Origin of the sequence: Kaistia algarum (assembly GCF_026343945.1) — a bacterium.
GTDB classification, from domain to species: Bacteria; Pseudomonadota; Alphaproteobacteria; order Rhizobiales; family Kaistiaceae; genus Kaistia; species Kaistia algarum.
Map to the genome: position 1 here is coordinate 2,444,014 of NZ_JAPKNJ010000001.1, position 19,926 is coordinate 2,463,939.

The following is a 19,926-nucleotide window of genomic DNA, read 5'->3' on the forward strand; positions in this document are numbered from 1 at the left end:
CGAAAGATCGTAGTGTTCATTCGGTTAAATCGAATGATCCCCTCATGACCTTCGAACAGCTCCGGATCTTCCTGGCCGTTGCCGAGCGGCAGCATCTGACGCGGGCCGCCGAGGCGCTGCATCTGACGCCTTCGGCTGTCAGTTCCGCCATTCGCACGCTGGAGGGGCGCTATCAGGTGGCGTTGTTCGACCGCGTGGGACGCGGCATCGTGCTGACCGGCGCCGGGCGGCTCTTTCTGAGCGAGGCGAAGGCCATTCTCGAAAGAGCGGCGGCGGCGGAAGCCATGCTGTCCGATCTTGGCGGGCTGGCCAGCGGGGCGCTGCTGCTCGGCGCCAGCCAGACCATGGCGAGCTATTATCTGCCGCGCCTGCTGATGCGGTTCCATGATGCCCATCCGGGCATCGGCATTCGTCTCGTCACCGGCAATACCGAGACCATCGGCCATGCCGTGGTCGAGGGCCGGGTGGAACTTGGCTTCATCGAGGGAGCCTTCGCGTCGCCGCTTCTGCTGCGCCGCGACCTTGCCGAGGATGAATTGATTGCCGTCGTCGCGCCGACCCATCCCTGGGCGGACGGACGGCGGCTCGGAACCCATGACATCGGCAAGGCGCGCTGGGTGCTGCGCGAGGCCGGCTCCGGCACGCGATCTTCCTTCGAGGCATTCCTGCGGATTGAAGGCATCGATCCGGCGGGGCTTGAGATCGCGCTCGGTCTGCCGTCGAACGAAGCGGTGCTGTCGGCGGTCGAGGGCGGATCGTCCGTCGCGGCGGTCTCGATCGCCGCCGCGGCTTCGGCGCTGGCCGCCGGGCGCGTGGTGCGGGCGGATCTCACGCTGACGCGGCGGGCGCTCAGCCTCATCCGCCATCGCGAGCGGCATGCGACGGCCGCCGTGCAGGCCTTCGAAACACTCGTGCTGGCCGAGGATGCGTTCGCCGCGATCAGTCCGCCTTCGCCGCCACGGCCTCGACCTCGACGAGAAACTCCGGCCGGGTGAAGCCGGACACGATGAAGAGAGTCGAAGCCGGCGGCGGATCGCTCACATAGCGATCGCGAACGGCCATATAGCGTCGCATGTCCTCGCGCTTCGTCACGAAGGCGGAGAGGCGGACAATGTCGGAAAGATCCATGCCGCCTGCGGCGAGAATGCTGCGGATCGCTTCAAAACATATCTCGGCCTGCTCCTCGATCGTTTCGGGAACGCTGTCGTCGGACCGGACGCCGAGCTGGCCGGAGGTGTAGACGAAGCGGCTTACGGCCGGCACTTCGACGCCGTGGCTGTAGCGGCCGAAGGGCGGACGAATGTCGGATGGCGTCACGGCGCGGTTGGACATGGAGCCTCGGTCCTGAGAATGGATGCTGGGGATTAAGGCTAGAAGCGACGTGGCGCCTTCGCAAGGCGGGCCCCGACCGGATCGCACATGCATTGGGCAAATGGCCGCACACGTGTCCAGATGATGATGCGGATGCCTCTATGCTGGGCAGAATTCATCCCCTAAATTGACTGTCGAAGGCCCGCGGCCGCCGCCATCGGCGAGGGTCGCGGCAGATGGATGCGGCGGCTGCGTGGCATGCGTCTTGCGATTGAGAGGCGGCCGTCGGCTTTTGCCGGGGCCCGCGCAATCCGAGAGATCGGAAGACGGCGTCGAAGAGAGGGAAGTGGGATGGGACCGATGAGGAACGGCATACTGGGCGCGGCGGCTGGCGCGATGGCGCTGTTCGGCGCGGGGCAGGCCTTCGCGCTGGACGAGGTCAGCTTCGGCACGAACTGGCTCGCCCAGGCGGAACATGGCGGCTTCTATCAAGCCGTCGCCGACGGCACGTATGAGAAGTACGGTCTTAAGGTCACCATCGTGCAGGGCGGACCGCAGGCGGCCAATCGCGCTTTGATGCTCGCCGGCAAGACGCAGTTCTTCATGGCCGGCAATCTGCTGGAGCCATTCTCGGCCGCCGCCGAGGGCGTTCCGCTGGTCGAGGTTGCCGCGATCTTCCAGAAGGAACCGCAGGTCATCATCGCCCATCCGGATACGGGCATCGACAAGTTCGAGGATCTCGCCAAGCTGCCGACCATCTTCATGGGCAAGGACGGCTTCGCCTCCTATTTCCAGTGGATGAAATCGGCCTTCCCGGGTTTCAAGGACGAGCAGTACAAGCCCTATACCTTCAATCCGGCGCCGTTCCTCGCCGACAAGAATTCGGCACAGCAGGGCTACATTACGTCCGAGCCGTTCGAGATCGAGAAGCAGGGCGGCTTCAAGCCGAAGCTCTTCCTGCTCGCCGATAGCGGCTTCAACACCTATTCGACGCTGATCGAAACGACGCAGGACTATCTGAAGGCCAATCCCGACGTTGTGAAGCGCTTCGTCGAAGCCTCGATCATCGGCTGGTACAATTATCTCTACGGCGACAACAAGGCTGCCAACGCCCTGATCAAGACCGACAATCCCGAGATCACGGATGAGCAGATCGCCTTCTCGATCCAGACGATGAAGGATTATGGCATCGTCGATTCCGGCGATGCCGTCGAGAAGGGCATCGGCTGCCTGACCGGCGAGCACGTCAAGTCGTTCTACGACAAGATGGTCACGGCCGGCGTCGTCAAGGCCGGCCTCGATATCGGGACGGTCTACTCGACCGATTTCAGCTGCAAGGGCGTCGGCAAGGAACTCAAGAAGTAGTCTCGCTTCGATCGATGCCGCCTGCCGGGCCTTCGTCCGGCAGGCTTTCCCATGATCAGGCAAGGACCGGCCGGCCGCCGGGCCGCGCCGTTTGAAGGCCCCGTCCGTGTCGCTTGCGCTCCACACTCCGCCGACCCCGTCCGCCGGCAAGCCGGTCGTGCAGCTCGACCATGTCTCGAAGACGTTCTCGAACGGCACGATCGCTCTCAAGGACATGTCGCTGACGATCCACGAAGGGGAGTTCGTCAGCCTGCTCGGCCCTTCCGGCTGCGGCAAATCGACGGCGCTCCGGATCATTGCCGGCCTCGGCGACGCGTCGACGGGGCGGGTCGAGTGGCCGACCACCGCGCATGACGTTGCCGGCAAGCCGGAGCGCGAGATCGGCTTCGTGTTCCAGGAACCGACGCTGATGCCCTGGGCCAGCGTCTTCAAGAATGTCTGGCTGCCACTGCGGCTGCATCACATCTCCAAGGCTGCCGCGCGCGAGCGCGTCATGGCGGCGCTCGAAATGGTCGGGCTCGACAAGTTCGCCGAATCCTATCCGCGCGAACTCTCGGGTGGCATGAAGATGCGCGTCTCGATCGCCCGCGCGCTGGTGACGCGGCCGCGCGTGCTGCTGATGGACGAACCCTTCGCCGCGCTCGACGAGATCACCCGGCAGAAGCTCAATGACGATCTCCTGCGCCTTTGGGAGCAGTTCGGCTGGACGATCGTCTTCGTCACCCATTCGGTGTTCGAGTCCGTCTATCTGTCGAGCCGCATCGTCATCATGGCGGCCCGGCCCGGCCGCGTCATCGACGAGGTGGCGATCGACGCGCCGCATCCGCGCGGGGTCGCCTTCCGCACGTCGCCCGAATATGGCGAGTTCTGCCGCCGCGCCTCGCAATCGCTGCTCTCCGCTATCGGAGCCAACGACCACCTATGAGCCAGATGGAACAGACCGGGGCGCCGCCAGCTGCGCCTATCTCGATCGACGCCCCACTGCCTGGTGGCATGTCTTCGTCCGAAAAGCTGCTCCGGGTCGTCATTCCTGTGGCGATGCTGGCGGCGCTGGTCGGCCTCTGGGCGTGGTATGTCCAAGCCTACAATATTCCGAAATACATCCTGCCAAGCCCGACCTTGGTCGCGAAGTCGATGGTGAACGACTGGCCGATCCTCGGTGCCGCCCTGCTGGTCACGCTGAAGATCACCTTCGCCGCGCTCGCCATCGCGCTGGTCGGCGGCGTGTTGCTGGCGATCTTGCTGACGCAGTCGAAGTGGATCGAGCTGGCGCTGTCGCCCTATATGGTGATCCTGCAGGTAACGCCGGTCGTCGCCATCGCCCCGCTGATCCTGATCTATGCGCCGTCGACGCAAGTGGCGCTGCTGACCTGCGCCTGGATCGTCGCGTTTTTTCCGGTTCTGTCCAACACCACGCAGGGACTGAAGAGCACCGACCACAATCTGCTCAATCTGTTCGAGCTTTATGGCGCCTCGCCGTTCCAGACGCTGTTCCTGTTGCGCCTGCCGGCCGCGCTGCCGTTTTTCCTCGCCGGCCTTCGGATCGCGGGCGGCCTCGCGTTGATCGCCGCCGTGGTCGCCGAGTTCGCGGCCGGATCGGCCGGGGCCGGGTCTGGCCTGGCCTTCCGCCTGCTCGAATCGCAATATCGCCTCAACATTCCGCGTCTCTTCGCCGCGCTGCTGCTGCTCTGCATGACCGGCGTCGCGATCTATGGTGCGACCAGCCTGCTGTCGCATCTCCTGCTGCGGCGATGGCATGAAAGCGCCATCCGGCGGGAGAATTAAGATGACCAAGGGTTTCGCCGCGCTTCCCGCAGCTTCCCGCTATGTTCTTTCCAATGCGACGCTGCCGCAGGCGACGGTCGCCGACCCCAATGGTGAGGATGCCGGCGAGGGCCTGATCCGCGCCGACATCGTCATCGCCGATGGGATGATCGAGGCGCTGCGCCCGGCGGGAAGCGTCGCCGAACTGCCGGCCTTCGACATGGACCGCGGCCAGGTCTGGCCTACCTTCGTCGACATGCATACGCATCTCGACAAGGGCCACATCCTGCCGCGGGCGCATAATCCGGACGGTACGTTTCCAGGTGCTCTTGCGTCCGTTGAGCTCGACCGTGACGAGAATTGGTCGGCGGCGGATGTGCGCGCGCGCATGGATTTCGCGCTGCGCACGGCCTATGCGCATGGCACGAGCCTGATCCGCACCCATATCGACAGCGTCCCGCCGCAGTTCCCCATCTCCTGGCCGGTCTTCGCCGAAATGCGGGACAAGTGGGCCGGCAAGGTCGAATTGCAGGGCGTCGGACTGACGCCGATCGATCGCTATCTCGACGACGCCTTTGCAAAGCATCTGGTCGAGACCGTGATCGAACATGGCGGCGTGCTCGGCGGCGTCACCTACATGATCCCTGAGCTTCGGGCCGGGTTGAAGCGGCTGTTCTTCGAGGCCTCGGAGCATGGGCTCGACATCGATCTTCATGTCGACGAGACCGCCGACCCGGACGCTCGCTCGCTCCGGGCCATAGCCGAGACGGCGATCGAGGTCGGCTATGAAGGCCAGGTCGTCGTCGGCCATTGCTGTTCGCTGGCACGGCAGGAGGAAGACGAAGCCGACCGGACGATGGATTTCGTCGCGAAGGCCGGCATCGCCGTCGTGTCGCTGCCCATGTGCAACATGTATCTGCAGGATCGCCATCGCGGCCGCACGCCGCGCTGGCGCGGGGTCACGCTGCTGCATGAGATGCGGGCGCGCGGCATTCCGGTCGCTGTTGCCTCGGACAATACCCGCGACCCGTTCTACGCCTATGGTGATCTCGACGCTGTCGAGGTCTTCCGCGAGGCCGTGCGCATCCTGCAGCTCGACCATCCGCTCGATTCCGCGCCGCATGTCGTGACGACGACGCCCGCCGACGTGCTGCGCCGGCCGGATATCGGCCGCATCACCATTGGCGGCAAGGCCGATCTGGTGCTGTTCCGGGCCCGCAGCTGGGCGGAACTTTTGTCCCGCCCGCAATCCGATCGCATCGTGCTGCGCGGCGGCGTCGCGATCGACGGGACGTTGCCCGACTACCGCGAACTTGATTTTCTCTTCGAACGCTGACGCTACGGGACGCTGAGCATGACACGGACTTTCACCTTCGACATCCATGCTCTCCGCGCCGATCTGGGCGGCATCGAGATCGAGGACAATCCGGCGCTGGTCAAGCAGAAGAGCCGGGATTTCTTCTGGTATTCGCCGGTGCTGAAGGGCCAGCTCGACCACATCACGGCCGATCTGGTCGCGACGCCAAAAAACGAGGCGGAGGTGATCCGCATTCTGAAGGCGGCCTATGCCCATGATGTCCCGGTGACGCCGCGCGGCGGCGGCACCGGCAATTATGGCCAGGCGATGCCGCTCTCCGGCGGGCTGATCCTCAACCTCGCCGAGCTGAACAAGGTCAAGTCGATCCATCCCGGCCGCGTCATCTGCGAGCCCGGCGCGATCATGGCGCAGATCGACAAGGAGACGCGCGCCCATTCCGGCCAGGAATTGCGCCTGCATCCCTCGACCTATGCGACGGCGAGTATCGGCGGCTTCGTCGCCGGCGGCTCCGGCGGCGTCGGTTCGATCCGCTGGGGTGGCCTGCGCGATATCGGCAATGTGCTGCGCCTTCGCGTCGTCACCATGGAGGCCGAGCCGCGCATCCTGGAGCTGACCGGCTGGGAACTCCACAAGGTGATGCATGCCTATGGCACCAATGGCATCATCACCGAAGTCGAGATGCCGCTGACCGCCGCCTATGACTGGGTCGACGTGCTGGTCGGGTTCGACGATTTCCTCGCCGCGGCGCGCTATGGCGATGCGCTCGGCAATGCGGACGGGCTGCTGCTGAAGGAAATCGCTGTCGTCGCGGCGCCAGTGCCGCATACCTATTTCCTACGCCACCAGAAGTTCATCCGCGAAGGCCAGTCGGTCGCTATCCTCATGGTCGCCCCGCATTCGCTGGATGCGTTCGAGGCGTTCACGCAGCGCGAGAAGGGCGAGATCCTGTTCCGCTCCGACAAGGCGGCGGATCTGAAGGGCATTCCGCCGGCTTATGAGCTGGCGTGGAACCACACGACGCTACGCGCGCTCCGGGTCGATCCAGCGATCACCTATCTGCAGACCATGTTCGCGCCGCCGACGCATATCGAGAAGATCGAGACGATGACCCGGCTGCTCGGCGACGAAGTTCCCGGCCATCTGGAATTCGTCCGCTTCGATGGCAAGATCACGGCGATGGGGTTGTCCCTCGTGCGCTACACGACCGAGGCCCGCCTCGACGAGATTGTCCGCCTGCATGAGGACAATGGCTGCCCGATCTTCAATCCACACCGCTACACGCTGGAAGAGGGCGGCATGAAGCAGACGGACGAGATCCAGCTCGCCTTCAAGCATGAAGCGGATCCGAAGGGGCTCCTCAACCCCGGCAAGATGATCGCCTTCGAGGATCCGAGCTTCGATTTCCACGCCAAGAAGACATTTCTGTTCCCCGGCCTGCAGCGAGCCGGGTGAGCCTCGCATGCGCGTCCTTGTCGTCTTCGCGCATCCGGTCGAGACCAGCTATCAGGCCGCCCTGCACAAAACCGTGGTCGAGACGCTGGAGAAGGCTGGCCACGATGTCGACGATTGCGACCTCTATGCCGAGGGATTCAATCCGGTCCTGTCGCGCCAGGAGCGGCTCGACTATCACGACCTCGAAAAGAATCGCGCCAATGTCGATCCCTATGTGAAACGGCTATTGGCGGCCGAGGCTCTTGTGCTGGTCCATCCGGTATGGAATTTCGGCACGCCGGCGATCCTGAAGGGCTTCTTCGACCGCGTCTATCTCCCTGGCGTCTCCTTTGCGATGGTGGACGGCAAGGTGCGGCCGCAACTCCATAACATCACGAAGTTCGCTGCTGTGGTGACCTATGGCGGTTCGCGCCTTCGCGCGCTTCTGGTCGGCGATCCGCCGCGCAAGATCGCGACGCGGGTGCTGCGGGCCCAGATCAAGCCACTGGCGCCGCTCGATTATCTTGCACATTATGATATGAATCGCTCGACCGACGCGACGAGGGCGGCATTCCTCGGACGCGTCCAGAGCGCCATGGAGCGGTTCTGAAATCATGAAGGCGCTTGTCGTTTTCGCGCACCCGGTGCCGGAGAGCTTCGGTGCCGCCGTGCGCGATACGGTCGTCGCTGCCCTGCGCGAGAAGGGGCATGACGTCCGGCTGGTCGATTTGTACGCCATCGGCTTCAATCCGGTCATGAGTGCCGATGAGCGGCGCCATCATTTCGAGCGTGGCGTCAACGAGCTTCCCGTCGCCGACCAGATCGAGCACATCAAATGGTGCGAGATGCTCGTCTTCGTCTATCCAACCTGGTGGTATGGGCTTCCCGCAATTTTGAAAGGGTGGCTCGACCGGGTCTGGGTGGCGCATGTCGCCTTCATCCTGCCGGAGGCGGAGGGGGAGAACATCCGGCCGAACATGCAGCACATTCGCCACATCGTCGCGGTCACGACCTGCGGCGCGAACTGGTGGCTAACGAAATGGGTTGGCGAGCCGGGACGACGCACCTTGCTGCGCGGCATCCGCACGCTCTGCCATCCGCTGTGCCGGACGAGCTACATGGCGCACTACAAGATGGACAGCTCGACCCCGGAGAGCCGGGCGAAATATCTCGCCAAGGTGCGGGCGCGAATCGGGCGGCTTTGACTAGGTTGTGAACTTATCAGCGTTGCCATCCTTTGAGCCACCTACGTCACGCACTGAGAGGCGCGATGCGAACGGATACGATCGAAGCGGTCGGTATTGATGATCGGGGTTCGCTATGGGTGAAGCCCACGACGGCGACATTCCCATTCATCTATCGCGAAGCAATGGAGGTGCGTTGGGACGCTGACCGCCTTCGCCTCTACGGTCCAAAGCCAAGGGAATGGCCATATGTCGCTTGGTTCAAGCAGATCAGAGTTGCCGCGCGTGAGCACGGCGTCGAGCTGAAGCTTGGGCCAACCACATTGTGGTCTGGGATCGACCCTGATTTACAGCGGGCCATCGCTTCCGACGACTAACAGCTTCCGCTGAGCGACGAGAGCTGACTCAGGATCGGTATGGGCCGATAAGACCCAACCGACCTCGAGCCGCCGCTACTTATCGAATCGCAGTTTGTGCCCCGCCGCGGTACCCGCGTGAGCGCGCATCGGCCAAGCCTACTTCCCTTCAACCATCGCCTTCAGTGCGGGAAGGAATTCGCCGGCAATGTCGGGGCGATCGAGCGCGAAGGCGACGTTGGCGGTCAGGAAGCCGACCTTGTTGCCGCAATCATAGGTATCGCCGGCGAAGCGGCAGCCATAGAAATATTGCCGGTCCATGAGCCGCAGCATCGCATCGGTGAGCTGGATTTCGTTGCCGGCACCCTTCTCCTGCTTGGAGAGCAGGTCGAAGATCTGCGGCTGCAGGATGTAGCGGCCATTGATGTAGAGGTTGGAGGGAGCGACCTCCGGCTTCGGCTTTTCGACCATGGCGTTGATGCGGAAGGCCGAGCCGTCGATTTCGGCGCCGATTCCGACGATACCGTACTGGTAGGTTTCTGCCGGGTCGCATTCGCCGACCGCGAGGATGTTGCCGCCGGTCTCCTTGTAGACCTCGACCATCTGCTTCAGGCAGCCGGGTTCGCCCTTCATCACCATGTCGGGCAGCAGAACCGCGAAAGGCTCGTTGCCGACGAGTTCGCGGGCGCACCAGACGGCATGACCGAGGCCGAGCGGCACCTGCTGGCGGGTGAAGCTGGTCGAACCGGGCTTCGGCAGGTCCTTGGCGAGGAGCGCGAGCGCTTCCTGCTTGCCGCGGCCCGACAAAGTAGCCTCCAGTTCATACTGGACGTCGAAATGATCCTCTATGACGGCCTTGTTGCGTCCGGTAACGAAGATCAGGTGCTCGATCCCGGCTTCCCGAGCTTCGTCGACCGCATACTGGATCAGCGGTCGGTCGACGACGGTGAGCATTTCCTTCGGCATGGCCTTGGTAGCCGGCAGGAAGCGGGTACCGAGGCCGGCCACGGGGAACACGGCCTTGCGGATCGGAGCAGTCATGGATGCCTCTTATGTTGAACGCGACCGCACTCTAACGGCGGATTCTGACAACAACGCTAACGCAATCGTTCTGATCCGACGGGGTTTCAAGACTTCTTTCATATCTTCAGAGTTCATTAACGATATCAACCGCAAGAGGACAGGATGACGGTACTGGTCACAGGTGGTGCGGGCTATATCGGCAGCCATATGGTGTGGCGCCTCGTCGACGCCGGCGAGAGCGTCGTCGTGCTCGATCGCCTCTCCACGGGCTTCGAATGGGCGGTCGCACCGGAAGCGAAACTCGTCGTCGGCGAGGTGGGCGACGAGGCGCTGGTCGAGCGGCTGATCGGCGAGCATGGCGTCGATGCCATCATTCACTTCGCCGGCTCGATCGTTGTTCCGGAATCGGTTGCCGATCCGCTCGGCTATTACCAGAACAATACCGTGCAATCGCGCGCGCTCATCGCGGCGGCGATCCGGTCGGGCGTCAAGCATTTCATCTTTTCCTCGACCGCGGCTGTCTATGGGGATGCCGGCACGCGTCCGGTCGTCGAGACGGCCGCAACGGCGCCGCTATCGCCCTATGGCCGCTCGAAGCTGATGACGGAATGGATGCTGGACGACGCCGCGCGTGCCCACGATTTCCGCTTTGCCGCGCTGCGCTATTTCAACGTTGCCGGCGCCGATCCCAGGGGGCGGACGGGACAATCGACGCGCGGCGCGACCCATCTGATCAAGGTTGCCTGCGAAACGGCACTCGGCAAGCGCGACAGAATCGAGATTCTCGGCACCGACTACGAGACGCCGGATGGCACCTGCGTGCGCGACTATATCCATGTCAGCGATCTCGCCAACGCCCATGCCGATGCGCTCGCCTATCTGCGGGCCGGCGGGGCCAGCCTGATCGCCAATTGCGGCTACGGACATGGTTATTCCGTCCGCGAAGTGGTCGACGCGGTGCTGCGTGTCTCGGGTGTGCCATTCAAGGTCGTCGAGGGGCCGCGCCGGGCCGGCGACGTCCCGGCGGTCGTCGCCGACGCGACCATCGCCCGTGAGCGTTTCGGCTGGCGGCCCGAGCATGACGACCTCGATGAATGTGTCTCGACAGCGCTGGCCTGGGAAAAGGCGCTCTCGCTGCGCAATCGACGAGACTGAACCGACAAGGGAGGAGAAGCCCATGGCCGAGCTGGCGAATTTCCAACAAGGGCGGATGGCCTGCTTCGTCCGGCAGCTTGGGTGCGGCCTTGCCGCCTGTCTCCTGACGCTCATCCTCGTGACAAGTGGCGCGGGACTGGCGATGGCTGATGCGGCGGGGCAACGTTTTGTCGATGCCTTTTGGCCGACGGCGAAGAAGGCCGGCATCTCGCGCAGCGTCTATGACCGGGCGCTCGCCAACTTCACGCCGGATCCCGATGTCCTGGAGAAGGCCAGCCGTCAGGCTGAATTCGTAAAGCCGATCTTCGAATATCTGGACGGCGCCGTATCGGCCAAGCGCCTGGAGAACGGCAAGCAGGCTCTCGCGCAATATGGCCGGCAGCTGGCGCGCATCGAGGCGGCTTACGGCGTCGATCGCTATGTTATCGTGGCGATCTGGGGCATGGAATCGTCTTACGGGCAGGTGCTTCAGAACGAAAAGATCGTCAAGAATGCGATCCGCTCGCTGGCGACGCTGGCCTATATGGGCGGCTCGCGCGCCAAATATGGCCGCCAGCAATTGGTCGCGGCGCTGAAGATCCTGCAACGTGGCGACATCAGCGCGCGCGGAATGACAGGGTCCTGGGCTGGCGCAATGGGGCATACCCAATTCATACCAACCACTTACCAAGCCTATGCCGTCGATTTCGATGGCGATGGCCGGCGCGATATATGGAATTCAGAAGTTGACGCTCTGGCCTCGACGGCCAATTATCTCGCCAAGATGGGCTGGCGCAGCGGCGAGACCTGGGGTTACGAGGTCGAGATTCCAGCGGGCTTCGACTGGCGCCTCGCCGACGGGTCGAAATCGGCACCGCTCAGCCAATGGCACAAGATCGGCATCGCCCGTGTCGCCGGCCGGCCTTTCCCGCCGTCGGACGTCGTGGCGAGGCTCTATGCTCCGGCGGGTGCCGGCGGGCCCGCCTTCCTGCTGCTGCCGAATTTCCGGGTGATCAAGCGCTACAACAATGCCGACGCCTATGCGCTGGGTGTGGGGCATCTTTCGGATCGGCTGCGAGGCGGAGGGGCCTTTGTCTCTGGCTGGGCGCGCGACGCGCGGCCGCTTTCGACGGCGGAGCGCGCCGAGGTGCAGCAGCTTCTGGCACGCAGAGGCCTCTACCAGGGCACCGTCGACGGCAAGATCGGCGAGGGAACGAAGAAGGCGATCCGGGCCTATCAGCACCAGGCGCAAATCGTCGCCGATGGCTATGCGTCGAGCGAACTGTTGCAGCGGCTCCGCTCGGGCGGGTAATATGCCGCCCGGCAAAGGGGCGGAACTCGCCGGGTGACAGAGTGATGCGGTTCGCGCGATCCGGAATGTGGCTGGCGGTCTCCATGGCCGCCGCCCTGCTTGTGGCGGACAGCGCGCCGGCCATGGCCCAGTTTCGCGGGCCGACCAACTTTCTCGACCGCCTGTTCGGGCGCGATCGCGAGGTAGCCCCGCCCGCCGACATTCCTTCCGCGCCGCAGCGCGGCACCAACCGGCCGCAGGCGGGCCAACCCGCGTCCCCGACGCGCAAGAAGCAACCGGCGCAGCCGAGCGAGCCGCCCTATGCGGTGCTCGACGTGCAGCCGAAGAACCCGGATGCCAAGAAGGTCCTCGTCGTCGGCGACTTCATGGCCAGCGGCCTCGCCTGGGGGCTCGACCAGGCCTTCGCGGAGGAGCCGAGGCTCGCGATCGTCGACCGGAGCGAGGGCGCGTCCGGCTTCGTGCGCGATGATCGCTATGACTGGTCGGCGACCCTGCCGGAGCTGCTTTCCGCCGAAAAGCCGGACATGATCGTCGTCATGATCGGCAGTAATGATCGGCAATCCATCCGCACGGCCGACGGCAAGTTTGCCCCGCGTTCGGAGGAATGGCAGAAATTGTACCAGCAGCGCGTCGAGCGCTTCCTGCTGGCGCTCCAGACCTATGGCAAGCCGGTTTATTGGGTGGGCGAGCCGCCGATCCAGTCGGCGGACAGCTCGGCCGACATGGCCTTCTTCAATACGATCTTCAAGGGAAGGGCGGAGGCCGTCGGCGCCAATTTCGTCGACATTTGGGACGGCTTTGCCAACGAGGATGGACAGTTCGTTTCGCGCGGACCGGATGTCGATGGCCAGACCCGGCAGCTTCGTTCCGGCGACGGCATCAATTTCACCAAGTCGGGCCGGCGCAAGCTCGCTTTCTATGTCGAGCGCGAGATCCGCCAGGATGGTGGCTTCGGCCCGGCGGCGAGCGCCAAGGCGCTGCTCAACCCGAATGAGACGACCGAGATCGGCCCGGATGGCAAGGCACGGGTCGTCGGCCCGATCGTTTCGCTGACCGATCCGGCACCGGGTGCCGCCGATGTTGCGCTGGCTGGTGCGCCGCCGGCCGCGGGAGAGGTGGCGGCCGCGCCTGCTACCGAAAGCTTCACCTACAAGCTCACCGTCAATGGCGAGGCGCCGCCTGCCCCGCCCGGTCGCGCCGATGATTTCGCCTGGAAGCCGCCGCATGGCGACGAGGCTGCCGAAGGCAGCCGCAAGAGCGTGATCGACGGGATCGTCATCTTGCCGGCAGTGCAGGCTACGCCCGCGAACTAAGGCGAGCGAGCCTGAGCCCAATCGCGTCGGGCTCAGGGTCTTTCATCCGGGATGGGCCGCCTACCAGGGCAGGCTCGTCTCGCCCATCAGCTGCTTGTCGATCGCGTGGGCCGCCTGACGGCCTTCGCGGATCGCCCAGACGACCAGTGACTGGCCACGGCGCATGTCGCCGGCGGCGAAGACCTTGTCGACCGAGGTGGCGTAACGCTCGGTGTCCGCCTTCAGATTGCCGCGACGATCCAGCTCGGCGCCGAGTTCCGTCAGCATGCCGTCCTTGAGCGGGCCAGCGAAGCCGATGGCGAGGAAGACGAGGTCGGCGCGGATGATGAATTCCGTGCCCTCGATCGGGCGGCGCTTCTCGTCGACTCGGGCGCATTCGACGCCGGTCGCCTTGCCGTTCTTGCCGACGACACGCAGCGTCGCGCAGGCGAATTCGCGATCGGCGCCTTCGGCCTGCGAGGAGGAGGTGCGGAACTTGGTCGGCCAATAGGGCCAGACCGTCAGCTTGTCCTCGCGCATCGGCGGCATCGGGCGGATGTCGAGCTGGGTCACGGCAAGCGCACCCTGGCGGAAGGCCGTGCCGACGCAGTCCGATGCCGTATCGCCGCCGCCGATGACAACGACGCGGCGGCCGGTGGCGATGATCGGCTCCTCGTGGCTGACATCCTCGCGGCCGACGCGGCGGTTCTGCTGCACCAGGAACGGCATCGCGTAGTGGACGCCGTCGAGTTCGGAGCCGGGGAGCTTCGGATCGCGCGGATCCTCGGCACCGCCGGTCAGCAGCACGGCTTCATGCCCGTCGATCAGTTCGGCCATCGGCTTATTGACACCGACATGGACGCCGTAATGGAAAGTCGCGCCCTCCGCTTCGATCTGCGCGACGCGGCGGTCGATGAAGTGCTTCTCCATCTTGAAGTCGGGAATGCCATAGCGGAGCAGGCCGCCGGCCTTCGGCTCGCGCTCATAGACATGGACGTCATGCCCGGCGCGGGCGAGCTGCTGCGCGGCGGCGAGGCCGGCAGGGCCTGCGCCGACGACAGCGACCTTCCGGCCGGTCTTCACCGCGGCGATTTCCGGCTTGATCCAGCCGTTTTCCCAGCTCTTGTCGGCGATGGTCTGCTCGATCGACTTGATCGCGACCGGCACGTTCTCAAGGTTGAGCGTGCAGGCCTCCTCGCAGGGCGCGGGACAGACGCGGCCGGTGAATTCCGGGAAATTATTGGTCGAATGCAGGTTGCGCGAAGCCTCCTGCCAGTCGCCGGAATAGACGAGGTCGTTCCAGTCCGGAATCTGGTTATGGACCGGACATCCCGTGCCGCCATGGCAATAGGGGATGCCGCAATCCATGCAGCGCGCCGCCTGCTTGCCGACTTCATCGTCGGAAAGGCGCAGCGTGAATTCCCGGAAGTGCCGAATCCGGTCGGAAGCCGGCTGGTACTTCTGGTCCTGGCGGTCGATCTCGAGGAAGCCCGTTACCTTACCCATTTGTCATTCCTCACTCGGCCGCCACGCCATAGCGGGCGCGTTCCATCTCGATCAGGGCCTTGCGGTATTCGACCGGCATGACCTTCCTGAACTTCGGCCGATACTGGGCCCAGTTCTCCAGGATCGCCCGGGCCCGCTCGGAACCCGTATAGTGCAGGTGTTGCGAGATCAGGCGATGCAGCCGCTCGTCGTCGAAACGGTTCATGTTCGACGAGATGTCGATCCGGCCCTTGTGCTCGATGTCGCCGCCATGATGGTGCAGCCGCTCAAGCAGATCGTCCTCTTCCTGCACCGGCTGAATCTCGACCATGGAAAGATTGCAGCGCTGCGCGAAGGTTCCGTCCTCGTCGAGCACGTAGGCGATGCCGCCGGACATGCCGGCCGCGAAGTTGCGCCCGGTCTGGCCGATGACGACGACGATGCCGCCGGTCATGTATTCGCAGCCATGATCGCCGCAGCCTTCGACGACCGCGATGGCGCCGGAGTTGCGCACCGAGAAGCGCTCGCCGGCGACGCCGCGGAAATAGGCCTCGCCCTCGGTCGCCCCGTAGAGAACGGTGTTGCCGACGATGATCGAATCTTCAGCGACGATGCGGCTCTTCTCCGAGGGGCGCACGACGATGCGGCCGCCGGAAAGGCCCTTGCCGACATAGTCGTTGCCTTCGCCGATCAGGTCGATCGACACGCCGCGGGCGAGGAAGGCGCCGAAGCTCTGTCCCGCCGTGCCGGTGAGCGTGATCGAGATCGTATCCTCAGGCAGGCCGTCATTGCCGTAGCGCTTGGCCACCTCGCCCGACAGCATGGCGCCGGCCGTGCGGTCGGTGTTGTGAATCGTCGCCTCGATCTTGACCGGCGTGCCGGTCTCCAGCGCCGGCCGGGCCTCGGCGATCAGCTTCCGATCGAGCACGTCGTCGATCGGATGCTTCTGCCGCTGGGTCTGGCGGATTTCGTCGGGTCCGGCATCGGGCTTGAAGAACAGCTTGGTGAAGTCGACGCCATTCGCCTTCCAATGGTGGATGGCGTGCTTCTTCTCCAGCCGGTCCGACTGGCCGATCAGCTCTTCGAGCTTGCGGGCGCCCATGGCGGCCAGGATCTGGCGCACCTCCTCGGCGACGAAGAAGAAATAGTTGATGACGTCCTCGGGCGTGCCCTTGAAGCGCTTGCGCAGCACCGGGTCCTGCGTCGCGATGCCGACCGGGCAGGTGTTCAAATGGCACTTGCGCATCATCACGCAGCCGGTGGCGATCAACGGCGCCGTCGAGAAGGCGAATTCATCCGCGCCGAGCAGCGTGCCGATGACCACGTCGCGGCCAGTACGGAAGCCGCCATCGACCTGCAGCGTGATGCGCGAGCGGAGCCCGTTCAGGACGAGCGTCTGCTGGGTCTCGGCGAGGCCGATTTCCCAGGGGCTGCCAGCGTGCTTCAGCGAGGTCAGCGGCGAAGCGCCGGTGCCGCCTTCGAAGCCCGAGACGGTGATGTGATCGGCGCGCGCCTTGGCGACGCCGGCCGCGACCGTGCCGACTCCGACTTCGGAGACGAGCTTGACCGAGACATCCGCCGCCGGGTTGACGTTCTTCAGATCGAAGATCAGTTGCGCCAGATCCTCGATCGAATAGATGTCGTGATGGGGCGGCGGCGAGATCAGGCCGACGCCCGGCGTGGAATGGCGCACCTTGGCGATGGTCGCGTCGACCTTGTGGCCGGGCAATTGCCCGCCCTCGCCGGGCTTGGCGCCCTGCGCGACCTTGATCTGCATCACGTCGGAGTTGACGAGATATTCCGTCGTCACGCCGAAGCGGCCCGAGGCTACCTGCTTGATCGCCGAGCGCATGGAATCGCCATTGGCGAGCGGCACGAAGCGTTCCGCCTCCTCGCCGCCCTCGCCGGTGTTCGACTTGCCGCCGATCCGGTTCATGGCGATGGCGAGCGTCGTATGCGCCTCGCGAGAGATCGAGCCGAAGGACATGGCGCCGGTGACGAAGCGGTGGACGATCGCTGAGGCCGGCTCCACCTCGTCGAGCGGCACCGGCTCAAGGCCGACATCGCCGGCGAGCTTGATGTCGAACAGGCCGCGGATCGTGAGCAGCTTCTTCGACTGCTCGTTCATCTCGCGCGCGAAATCCTCATAGCGCTCGAACGAGCCGATACGCACCGCGTGCTGCAGGTTCGCGACCGAGTCCGGTGTCCAGGCGTGGTGCTCGCCGCGCATGCGATAGTTATATTCGCCGCCAATATCGAGGGCGGTCTTGAGGATTGCGACATTGCCGAACGCCTCGGCATGACGGCGCACCGTCTCCTCGGCGATCTCCTTGAGGCCGACGCCCTCGATGGTCGTCGCGGTGCCGAAGAAGTAACGGTCGACGAATGCCGACGAGAGGCCGATCGCGTCGAAGATCTGCGCGCCGCAATAGGACTGGTAGGTCGAGATGCCCATCTTGGACATGACCTTCAGAATGCCCTTGTCGATCGACTTCACGTAGCGGTGGACGAGTTCGTCTTCGTCGACCTCCTCCGGGAAGTCCTTCTTCATGTCGGTGAGCGTCTCGAAGGCGAGATAGGGGTTGATCGCCTCCGCGCCATAGCCGGCGAGCGCGCAGAAATGATGCACTTCGCGCGCCTCGCCCGTCTCGATGACGAGCCCGACCGAGGTCCTGAGGCCCTTGCGGATCAGATGATGATGCACGCCCGCGGTGGCGAGCAGGGCGGGAATCGGGACCCGCTCCGGGCCGACCATCCGGTCCGAGAGGATGATGATATTGTAGCCGCCATGCACCGCCGCCTCGGCCCGCTCGCACAGGCGTTCGAGCGCGTCCGCCATCCCGTCGGCGCCCTTGGTGGCGGCGAAGGTGATGTCGAGCGTCTTCGACTGGAATGGGTTGTCGTCGAGATCGCCGATGGCGCGGATCTTTTCGAGATCCTGGTTCTCGAGGATCGGCTGACGAACCTCGAGGCGCTTGCGGTGACCGGCTCCCTGCAGGTCGAACAGGTTCGGCCGCGGCCCGATGAACGAGACGAGGCTCATGACCAGTTCCTCGCGGATCGGGTCGATCGGCGGGTTGGTGACCTGCGCGAAGTTCTGCTTGAAATAGGTGTAGAGCAGCTTCGACTTGTCGGAGAGCACCGAGATCGGCGTATCCGTGCCCATGGAGCCGACGCCTTCCTGGCCGGTGATGGCCATCGGTGCCATCAGCAGCTTCAGGTCTTCGATTGTGTAGCCGAAGGCCTGCTGGCGATCGAGCAGACTCACATCCGTGCGCGGCGCGCGCGGCGGCACGGGCGGCAGGTCCTCCAGTACGATCTGGGTGCGCGACAGCCAGCTCTGATAGGGCAGGCTGGTGGCGAGCTGGTGCTTGATCTCCTCGTCGGAGACGATGCGGCCTTGTTCGAGGTCGATCAGCAGCATGCGGCCCGGCTGCAGGCGCCACTTGGTGACGATCTTCTCTTCCGGGATCGGCAGCACGCCGGCCTCCGAAGCGAGCACGACGTCGCCATCGTCGGTGACGAGATAGCGCGCCGGCCGCAGGCCGTTGCGGTCGAGCGTTGCGCCGATCCGGACGCCATCCGTGAAGGCGACCGCGGCCGGCCCGTCCCATGGCTCCATGAGCGCGGCGTGATATTCGTAGAAGGCGCGCCGCTGCTCATCCATGAGCGGGTTGCCCGCCCAGGCTTCGGGGATCAGCATCATCGCGGCATGCGGCAGCGAGTAGCCGCCCTGCACCAGGAATTCGAGCGCGTTGTCGAAGCAGGCCGTGTCCGACTGCCCCTCATAGGAGATCGGCCACAGCTTCGAGATATCGTTGCCATAGAGCTCCGAATCGACCGAGGCCTGCCGCGCCGCCATCCAGTTGACGTTGCCGCGGACGGTGTTGATCTCGCCATTATGCGCCACCATCCGGTAGGGATGGGCGAGGCGCCAGGACGGGAAGGTGTTGGTCGAAAAGCGCTGATGCACGAGGGCCAGCGCGCTTTCGAAGCGCGGATCCTTGAAGTCGAGATAATAGGCTTCGAGCTGGTAGGCGAGGAACATGCCCTTGTAGACGATGGTCCGCGCCGAGAGCGACACGACGTAGAAGTCATTGTCGAGCCCGGAATAGGTCGCATAGATGCGGCTCGAGATCACCTTGCGGATGATGAAGAGCCGCCGCTCGAAATCGGCCTCGTTCTCGATCAGCTTGCCGCGGCCGATAAAGACCTGGCGGTGGAAGGGCTCGGTCGCGGCGATGGCCGGCGCCTTGGAAAGGGTCGAGTTGTCGACGGGCACGGTGCGCCAGCCGATGAGGACCTGGCCCTCCTCGGCAACGACTTCCTCGACGATCCGCTCCATGCCGGCGCGGATTTCCGGGTCCCGCGGCAGGAACAGGAAGCCGGCGGCATAGTGACCCGGCTCCGGCAGAGCAAAGCCCAGCCGCTGGGCTTCCTCGGAGAAGAAGCGGTGCGGGATCTGCACCAGCATGCCGGCGCCGTCGCCCATCAGCGGATCGGCGCCCACGGCGCCGCGATGCGTCAGGTTGCGCACGATCTCAAGGCCGCTCTCGACGATGCGATGCGACTTCTCGTTCTTCAGATTGACGATGAAGCCGACGCCGCAGGCGTCATGTTCGTTCTTCGGATCGTAGAGGCCGACGCGGCCGGGGCTGAGGGTCATTGCCGATGTATCCTTGGCCGCAAGGTTCCTTGCCGATATGTCGTTGGCGCGCGCGGACGCGTCTTTGGCCGTGCGGCCCGCCGCCGCTCCCGCCAACCGCATCTGCGCTTCGCTCATGACCTTCGGCATAGGATTGCCCTCGCTCTACAGAAATCCATTTCGTGGCCCTCGGCGAACTCTCGTGATTCGCCCGACGACCCGTTCCTCCCATACAAGGCCAGGTCGCGGCCTCCCCCGCGTCTCTCGCCAAGCAAGTTCCGTTCCCGCATCGGGCGAACTGCGCTA

General features: G+C 64.6%; 15 protein-coding genes and 1 pseudogene. 12 read left to right on the forward strand and 4 right to left on the reverse strand.

Annotated features, from left to right (window positions below; genetic code table 11):
* Positions 1 to 44: 44 nt before the first annotated feature.
* On the forward strand, positions 45 to 995 hold the full coding sequence (locus OSH05_RS11750; protein WP_104221598.1) for a LysR family transcriptional regulator: 951 nt from the start codon (positions 45 to 47) through the stop codon (positions 993 to 995).
* Here the strand turns inward: OSH05_RS11750 and OSH05_RS11755 are convergent.
* Entirely contained in the window at positions 940 to 1,332 is a 393-nt protein-coding gene (locus OSH05_RS11755; RefSeq protein WP_104221599.1) for a RidA family protein, read from the reverse strand. The two genes, OSH05_RS11750 and OSH05_RS11755, sit on opposite strands and share 56 nt — an antisense overlap.
* A 339-nt stretch (positions 1,333 to 1,671) precedes the next feature.
* Here OSH05_RS11755 and OSH05_RS11760 point away from each other — a divergent pair, with 339 nt between their 5' ends.
* From OSH05_RS11760 to OSH05_RS11795, 8 genes are all read left to right on the forward strand, one after another.
* Positions 1,672 to 2,676: an ABC transporter substrate-binding protein gene (locus tag OSH05_RS11760; protein ID WP_407660365.1), complete on the forward strand. Its 1,005-nt coding sequence runs from the start codon at positions 1,672 to 1,674 to the stop codon at positions 2,674 to 2,676.
* Between the two features lie 106 nt (positions 2,677 to 2,782).
* The gene (locus OSH05_RS11765; protein WP_104221606.1) at positions 2,783 to 3,601 is read left to right on the forward strand and encodes an ABC transporter ATP-binding protein; all 819 of its coding nucleotides are present in this window, start codon (positions 2,783 to 2,785) and stop codon (positions 3,599 to 3,601) included.
* Positions 3,598 to 4,461, forward strand: coding sequence for an ABC transporter permease (locus tag OSH05_RS11770; protein WP_407660366.1), 864 nt, complete (start codon positions 3,598 to 3,600; stop codon positions 4,459 to 4,461). Before OSH05_RS11765 ends, OSH05_RS11770 begins: the two co-directional genes overlap by 4 nt.
* A 1-nt stretch (position 4,462) precedes the next feature.
* Positions 4,463 to 5,776: a cytosine deaminase gene (locus tag OSH05_RS11775; RefSeq protein WP_104221601.1), complete on the forward strand. Its 1,314-nt coding sequence runs from the start codon at positions 4,463 to 4,465 to the stop codon at positions 5,774 to 5,776.
* Between the two features lie 18 nt (positions 5,777 to 5,794).
* A complete protein-coding gene (locus OSH05_RS11780) occupies positions 5,795 to 7,210 on the forward strand; it encodes an FAD-binding oxidoreductase (RefSeq protein ID WP_104221602.1) in 1,416 nt (471 codons plus the stop codon).
* Between the two features lie 7 nt (positions 7,211 to 7,217).
* A complete protein-coding gene (locus tag OSH05_RS11785) occupies positions 7,218 to 7,799 on the forward strand; it encodes an NAD(P)H-dependent oxidoreductase (RefSeq protein ID WP_104221603.1) in 582 nt (193 codons plus the stop codon).
* 4 nt (positions 7,800 to 7,803) lie between these two features.
* Positions 7,804 to 8,394: an NAD(P)H-dependent oxidoreductase gene (locus tag OSH05_RS11790; RefSeq protein WP_104221604.1), complete on the forward strand. Its 591-nt coding sequence runs from the start codon at positions 7,804 to 7,806 to the stop codon at positions 8,392 to 8,394.
* A gap of 65 nt (positions 8,395 to 8,459) precedes the next feature.
* Positions 8,460 to 8,750 carry a hypothetical protein gene (locus OSH05_RS11795; RefSeq protein ID WP_104221605.1) on the forward strand — a complete coding sequence of 97 codons (291 nt, stop codon included), beginning with the start codon at positions 8,460 to 8,462 and terminating at the stop codon, positions 8,748 to 8,750.
* 138 nt (positions 8,751 to 8,888) lie between these two features.
* Here OSH05_RS11795 and galU read toward each other — a convergent pair whose 3' ends face one another.
* Positions 8,889 to 9,770 carry a UTP--glucose-1-phosphate uridylyltransferase GalU gene (gene galU, locus OSH05_RS11800; RefSeq protein ID WP_266352256.1) on the reverse strand — a complete coding sequence of 294 codons (882 nt, stop codon included), beginning with the start codon at positions 9,768 to 9,770 and terminating at the stop codon, positions 8,889 to 8,891.
* A gap of 144 nt (positions 9,771 to 9,914) precedes the next feature.
* On the opposite strand from galU, the gene galE reads away from it, so the two are divergent.
* The 3 genes from galE to OSH05_RS11815 all read left to right on the forward strand — a co-directional run bounded on the left by galE (position 9,915) and on the right by OSH05_RS11815 (position 13,511).
* A complete protein-coding gene (gene galE / locus OSH05_RS11805; RefSeq protein ID WP_104221589.1) occupies positions 9,915 to 10,907 on the forward strand; it encodes a UDP-glucose 4-epimerase GalE in 993 nt (330 codons plus the stop codon).
* 22 nt (positions 10,908 to 10,929) lie between these two features.
* Positions 10,930 to 12,198: a lytic murein transglycosylase gene (locus OSH05_RS11810; protein ID WP_266352257.1), complete on the forward strand. Its 1,269-nt coding sequence runs from the start codon at positions 10,930 to 10,932 to the stop codon at positions 12,196 to 12,198.
* Between the two features lie 83 nt (positions 12,199 to 12,281).
* Positions 12,282 to 13,511, forward strand: coding sequence for an SGNH/GDSL hydrolase family protein (locus tag OSH05_RS11815; RefSeq protein WP_165801756.1), 1,230 nt, complete (start codon positions 12,282 to 12,284; stop codon positions 13,509 to 13,511).
* Positions 13,512 to 13,571: 60 nt separating this feature from the next.
* On the opposite strand, the gene OSH05_RS11820 is transcribed toward OSH05_RS11815, so the two are convergent.
* Together OSH05_RS11820 and gltB are read right to left on the reverse strand one after the other, a co-directional pair.
* Positions 13,572 to 14,996, reverse strand: a complete 1,425-nt coding sequence (locus OSH05_RS11820; protein WP_104221591.1) for a glutamate synthase subunit beta — start codon at positions 14,994 to 14,996, stop codon at positions 13,572 to 13,574.
* A gap of 10 nt (positions 14,997 to 15,006) precedes the next feature.
* Positions 15,007 to 19,617 (reverse strand): annotated as a pseudogene (gltB, locus tag OSH05_RS11825) (glutamate synthase large subunit); the annotation flags it as partial.
* Positions 19,618 to 19,926 lie beyond the last annotated feature (309 nt).

Coding starts and splice junctions, on each gene's coding strand:
- OSH05_RS11810 (WP_266352257.1), top strand. CDS start 10,930: ATGGCCGAGCTGGCGAATTTCCAACAAGGGCGGATGGCCTGCTTCGTC.
- OSH05_RS11790 (WP_104221604.1), top strand. CDS start 7,804: ATGAAGGCGCTTGTCGTTTTCGCGCACCCGGTGCCGGAGAGCTTCGGT.
- OSH05_RS11770 (WP_407660366.1), top strand. CDS start 3,598: ATGAGCCAGATGGAACAGACCGGGGCGCCGCCAGCTGCGCCTATCTCG.
- OSH05_RS11785 (WP_104221603.1), top strand. CDS start 7,218: ATGCGCGTCCTTGTCGTCTTCGCGCATCCGGTCGAGACCAGCTATCAG.
- OSH05_RS11775 (WP_104221601.1), top strand. CDS start 4,463: ATGACCAAGGGTTTCGCCGCGCTTCCCGCAGCTTCCCGCTATGTTCTT.
- OSH05_RS11795 (WP_104221605.1), top strand. CDS start 8,460: ATGCGAACGGATACGATCGAAGCGGTCGGTATTGATGATCGGGGTTCG.
- OSH05_RS11755 (WP_104221599.1), bottom strand. CDS start 1,332: ATGTCCAACCGCGCCGTGACGCCATCCGACATTCGTCCGCCCTTCGGC.
- galE (WP_104221589.1), top strand. CDS start 9,915: ATGACGGTACTGGTCACAGGTGGTGCGGGCTATATCGGCAGCCATATG.
- OSH05_RS11820 (WP_104221591.1), bottom strand. CDS start 14,996: ATGGGTAAGGTAACGGGCTTCCTCGAGATCGACCGCCAGGACCAGAAG.
- galU (WP_266352256.1), bottom strand. CDS start 9,770: ATGACTGCTCCGATCCGCAAGGCCGTGTTCCCCGTGGCCGGCCTCGGT.
- OSH05_RS11760 (WP_407660365.1), top strand. CDS start 1,672: ATGAGGAACGGCATACTGGGCGCGGCGGCTGGCGCGATGGCGCTGTTC.
- OSH05_RS11815 (WP_165801756.1), top strand. CDS start 12,282: ATGGCCGCCGCCCTGCTTGTGGCGGACAGCGCGCCGGCCATGGCCCAG.
- OSH05_RS11780 (WP_104221602.1), top strand. CDS start 5,795: ATGACACGGACTTTCACCTTCGACATCCATGCTCTCCGCGCCGATCTG.
- OSH05_RS11750 (WP_104221598.1), top strand. CDS start 45: ATGACCTTCGAACAGCTCCGGATCTTCCTGGCCGTTGCCGAGCGGCAG.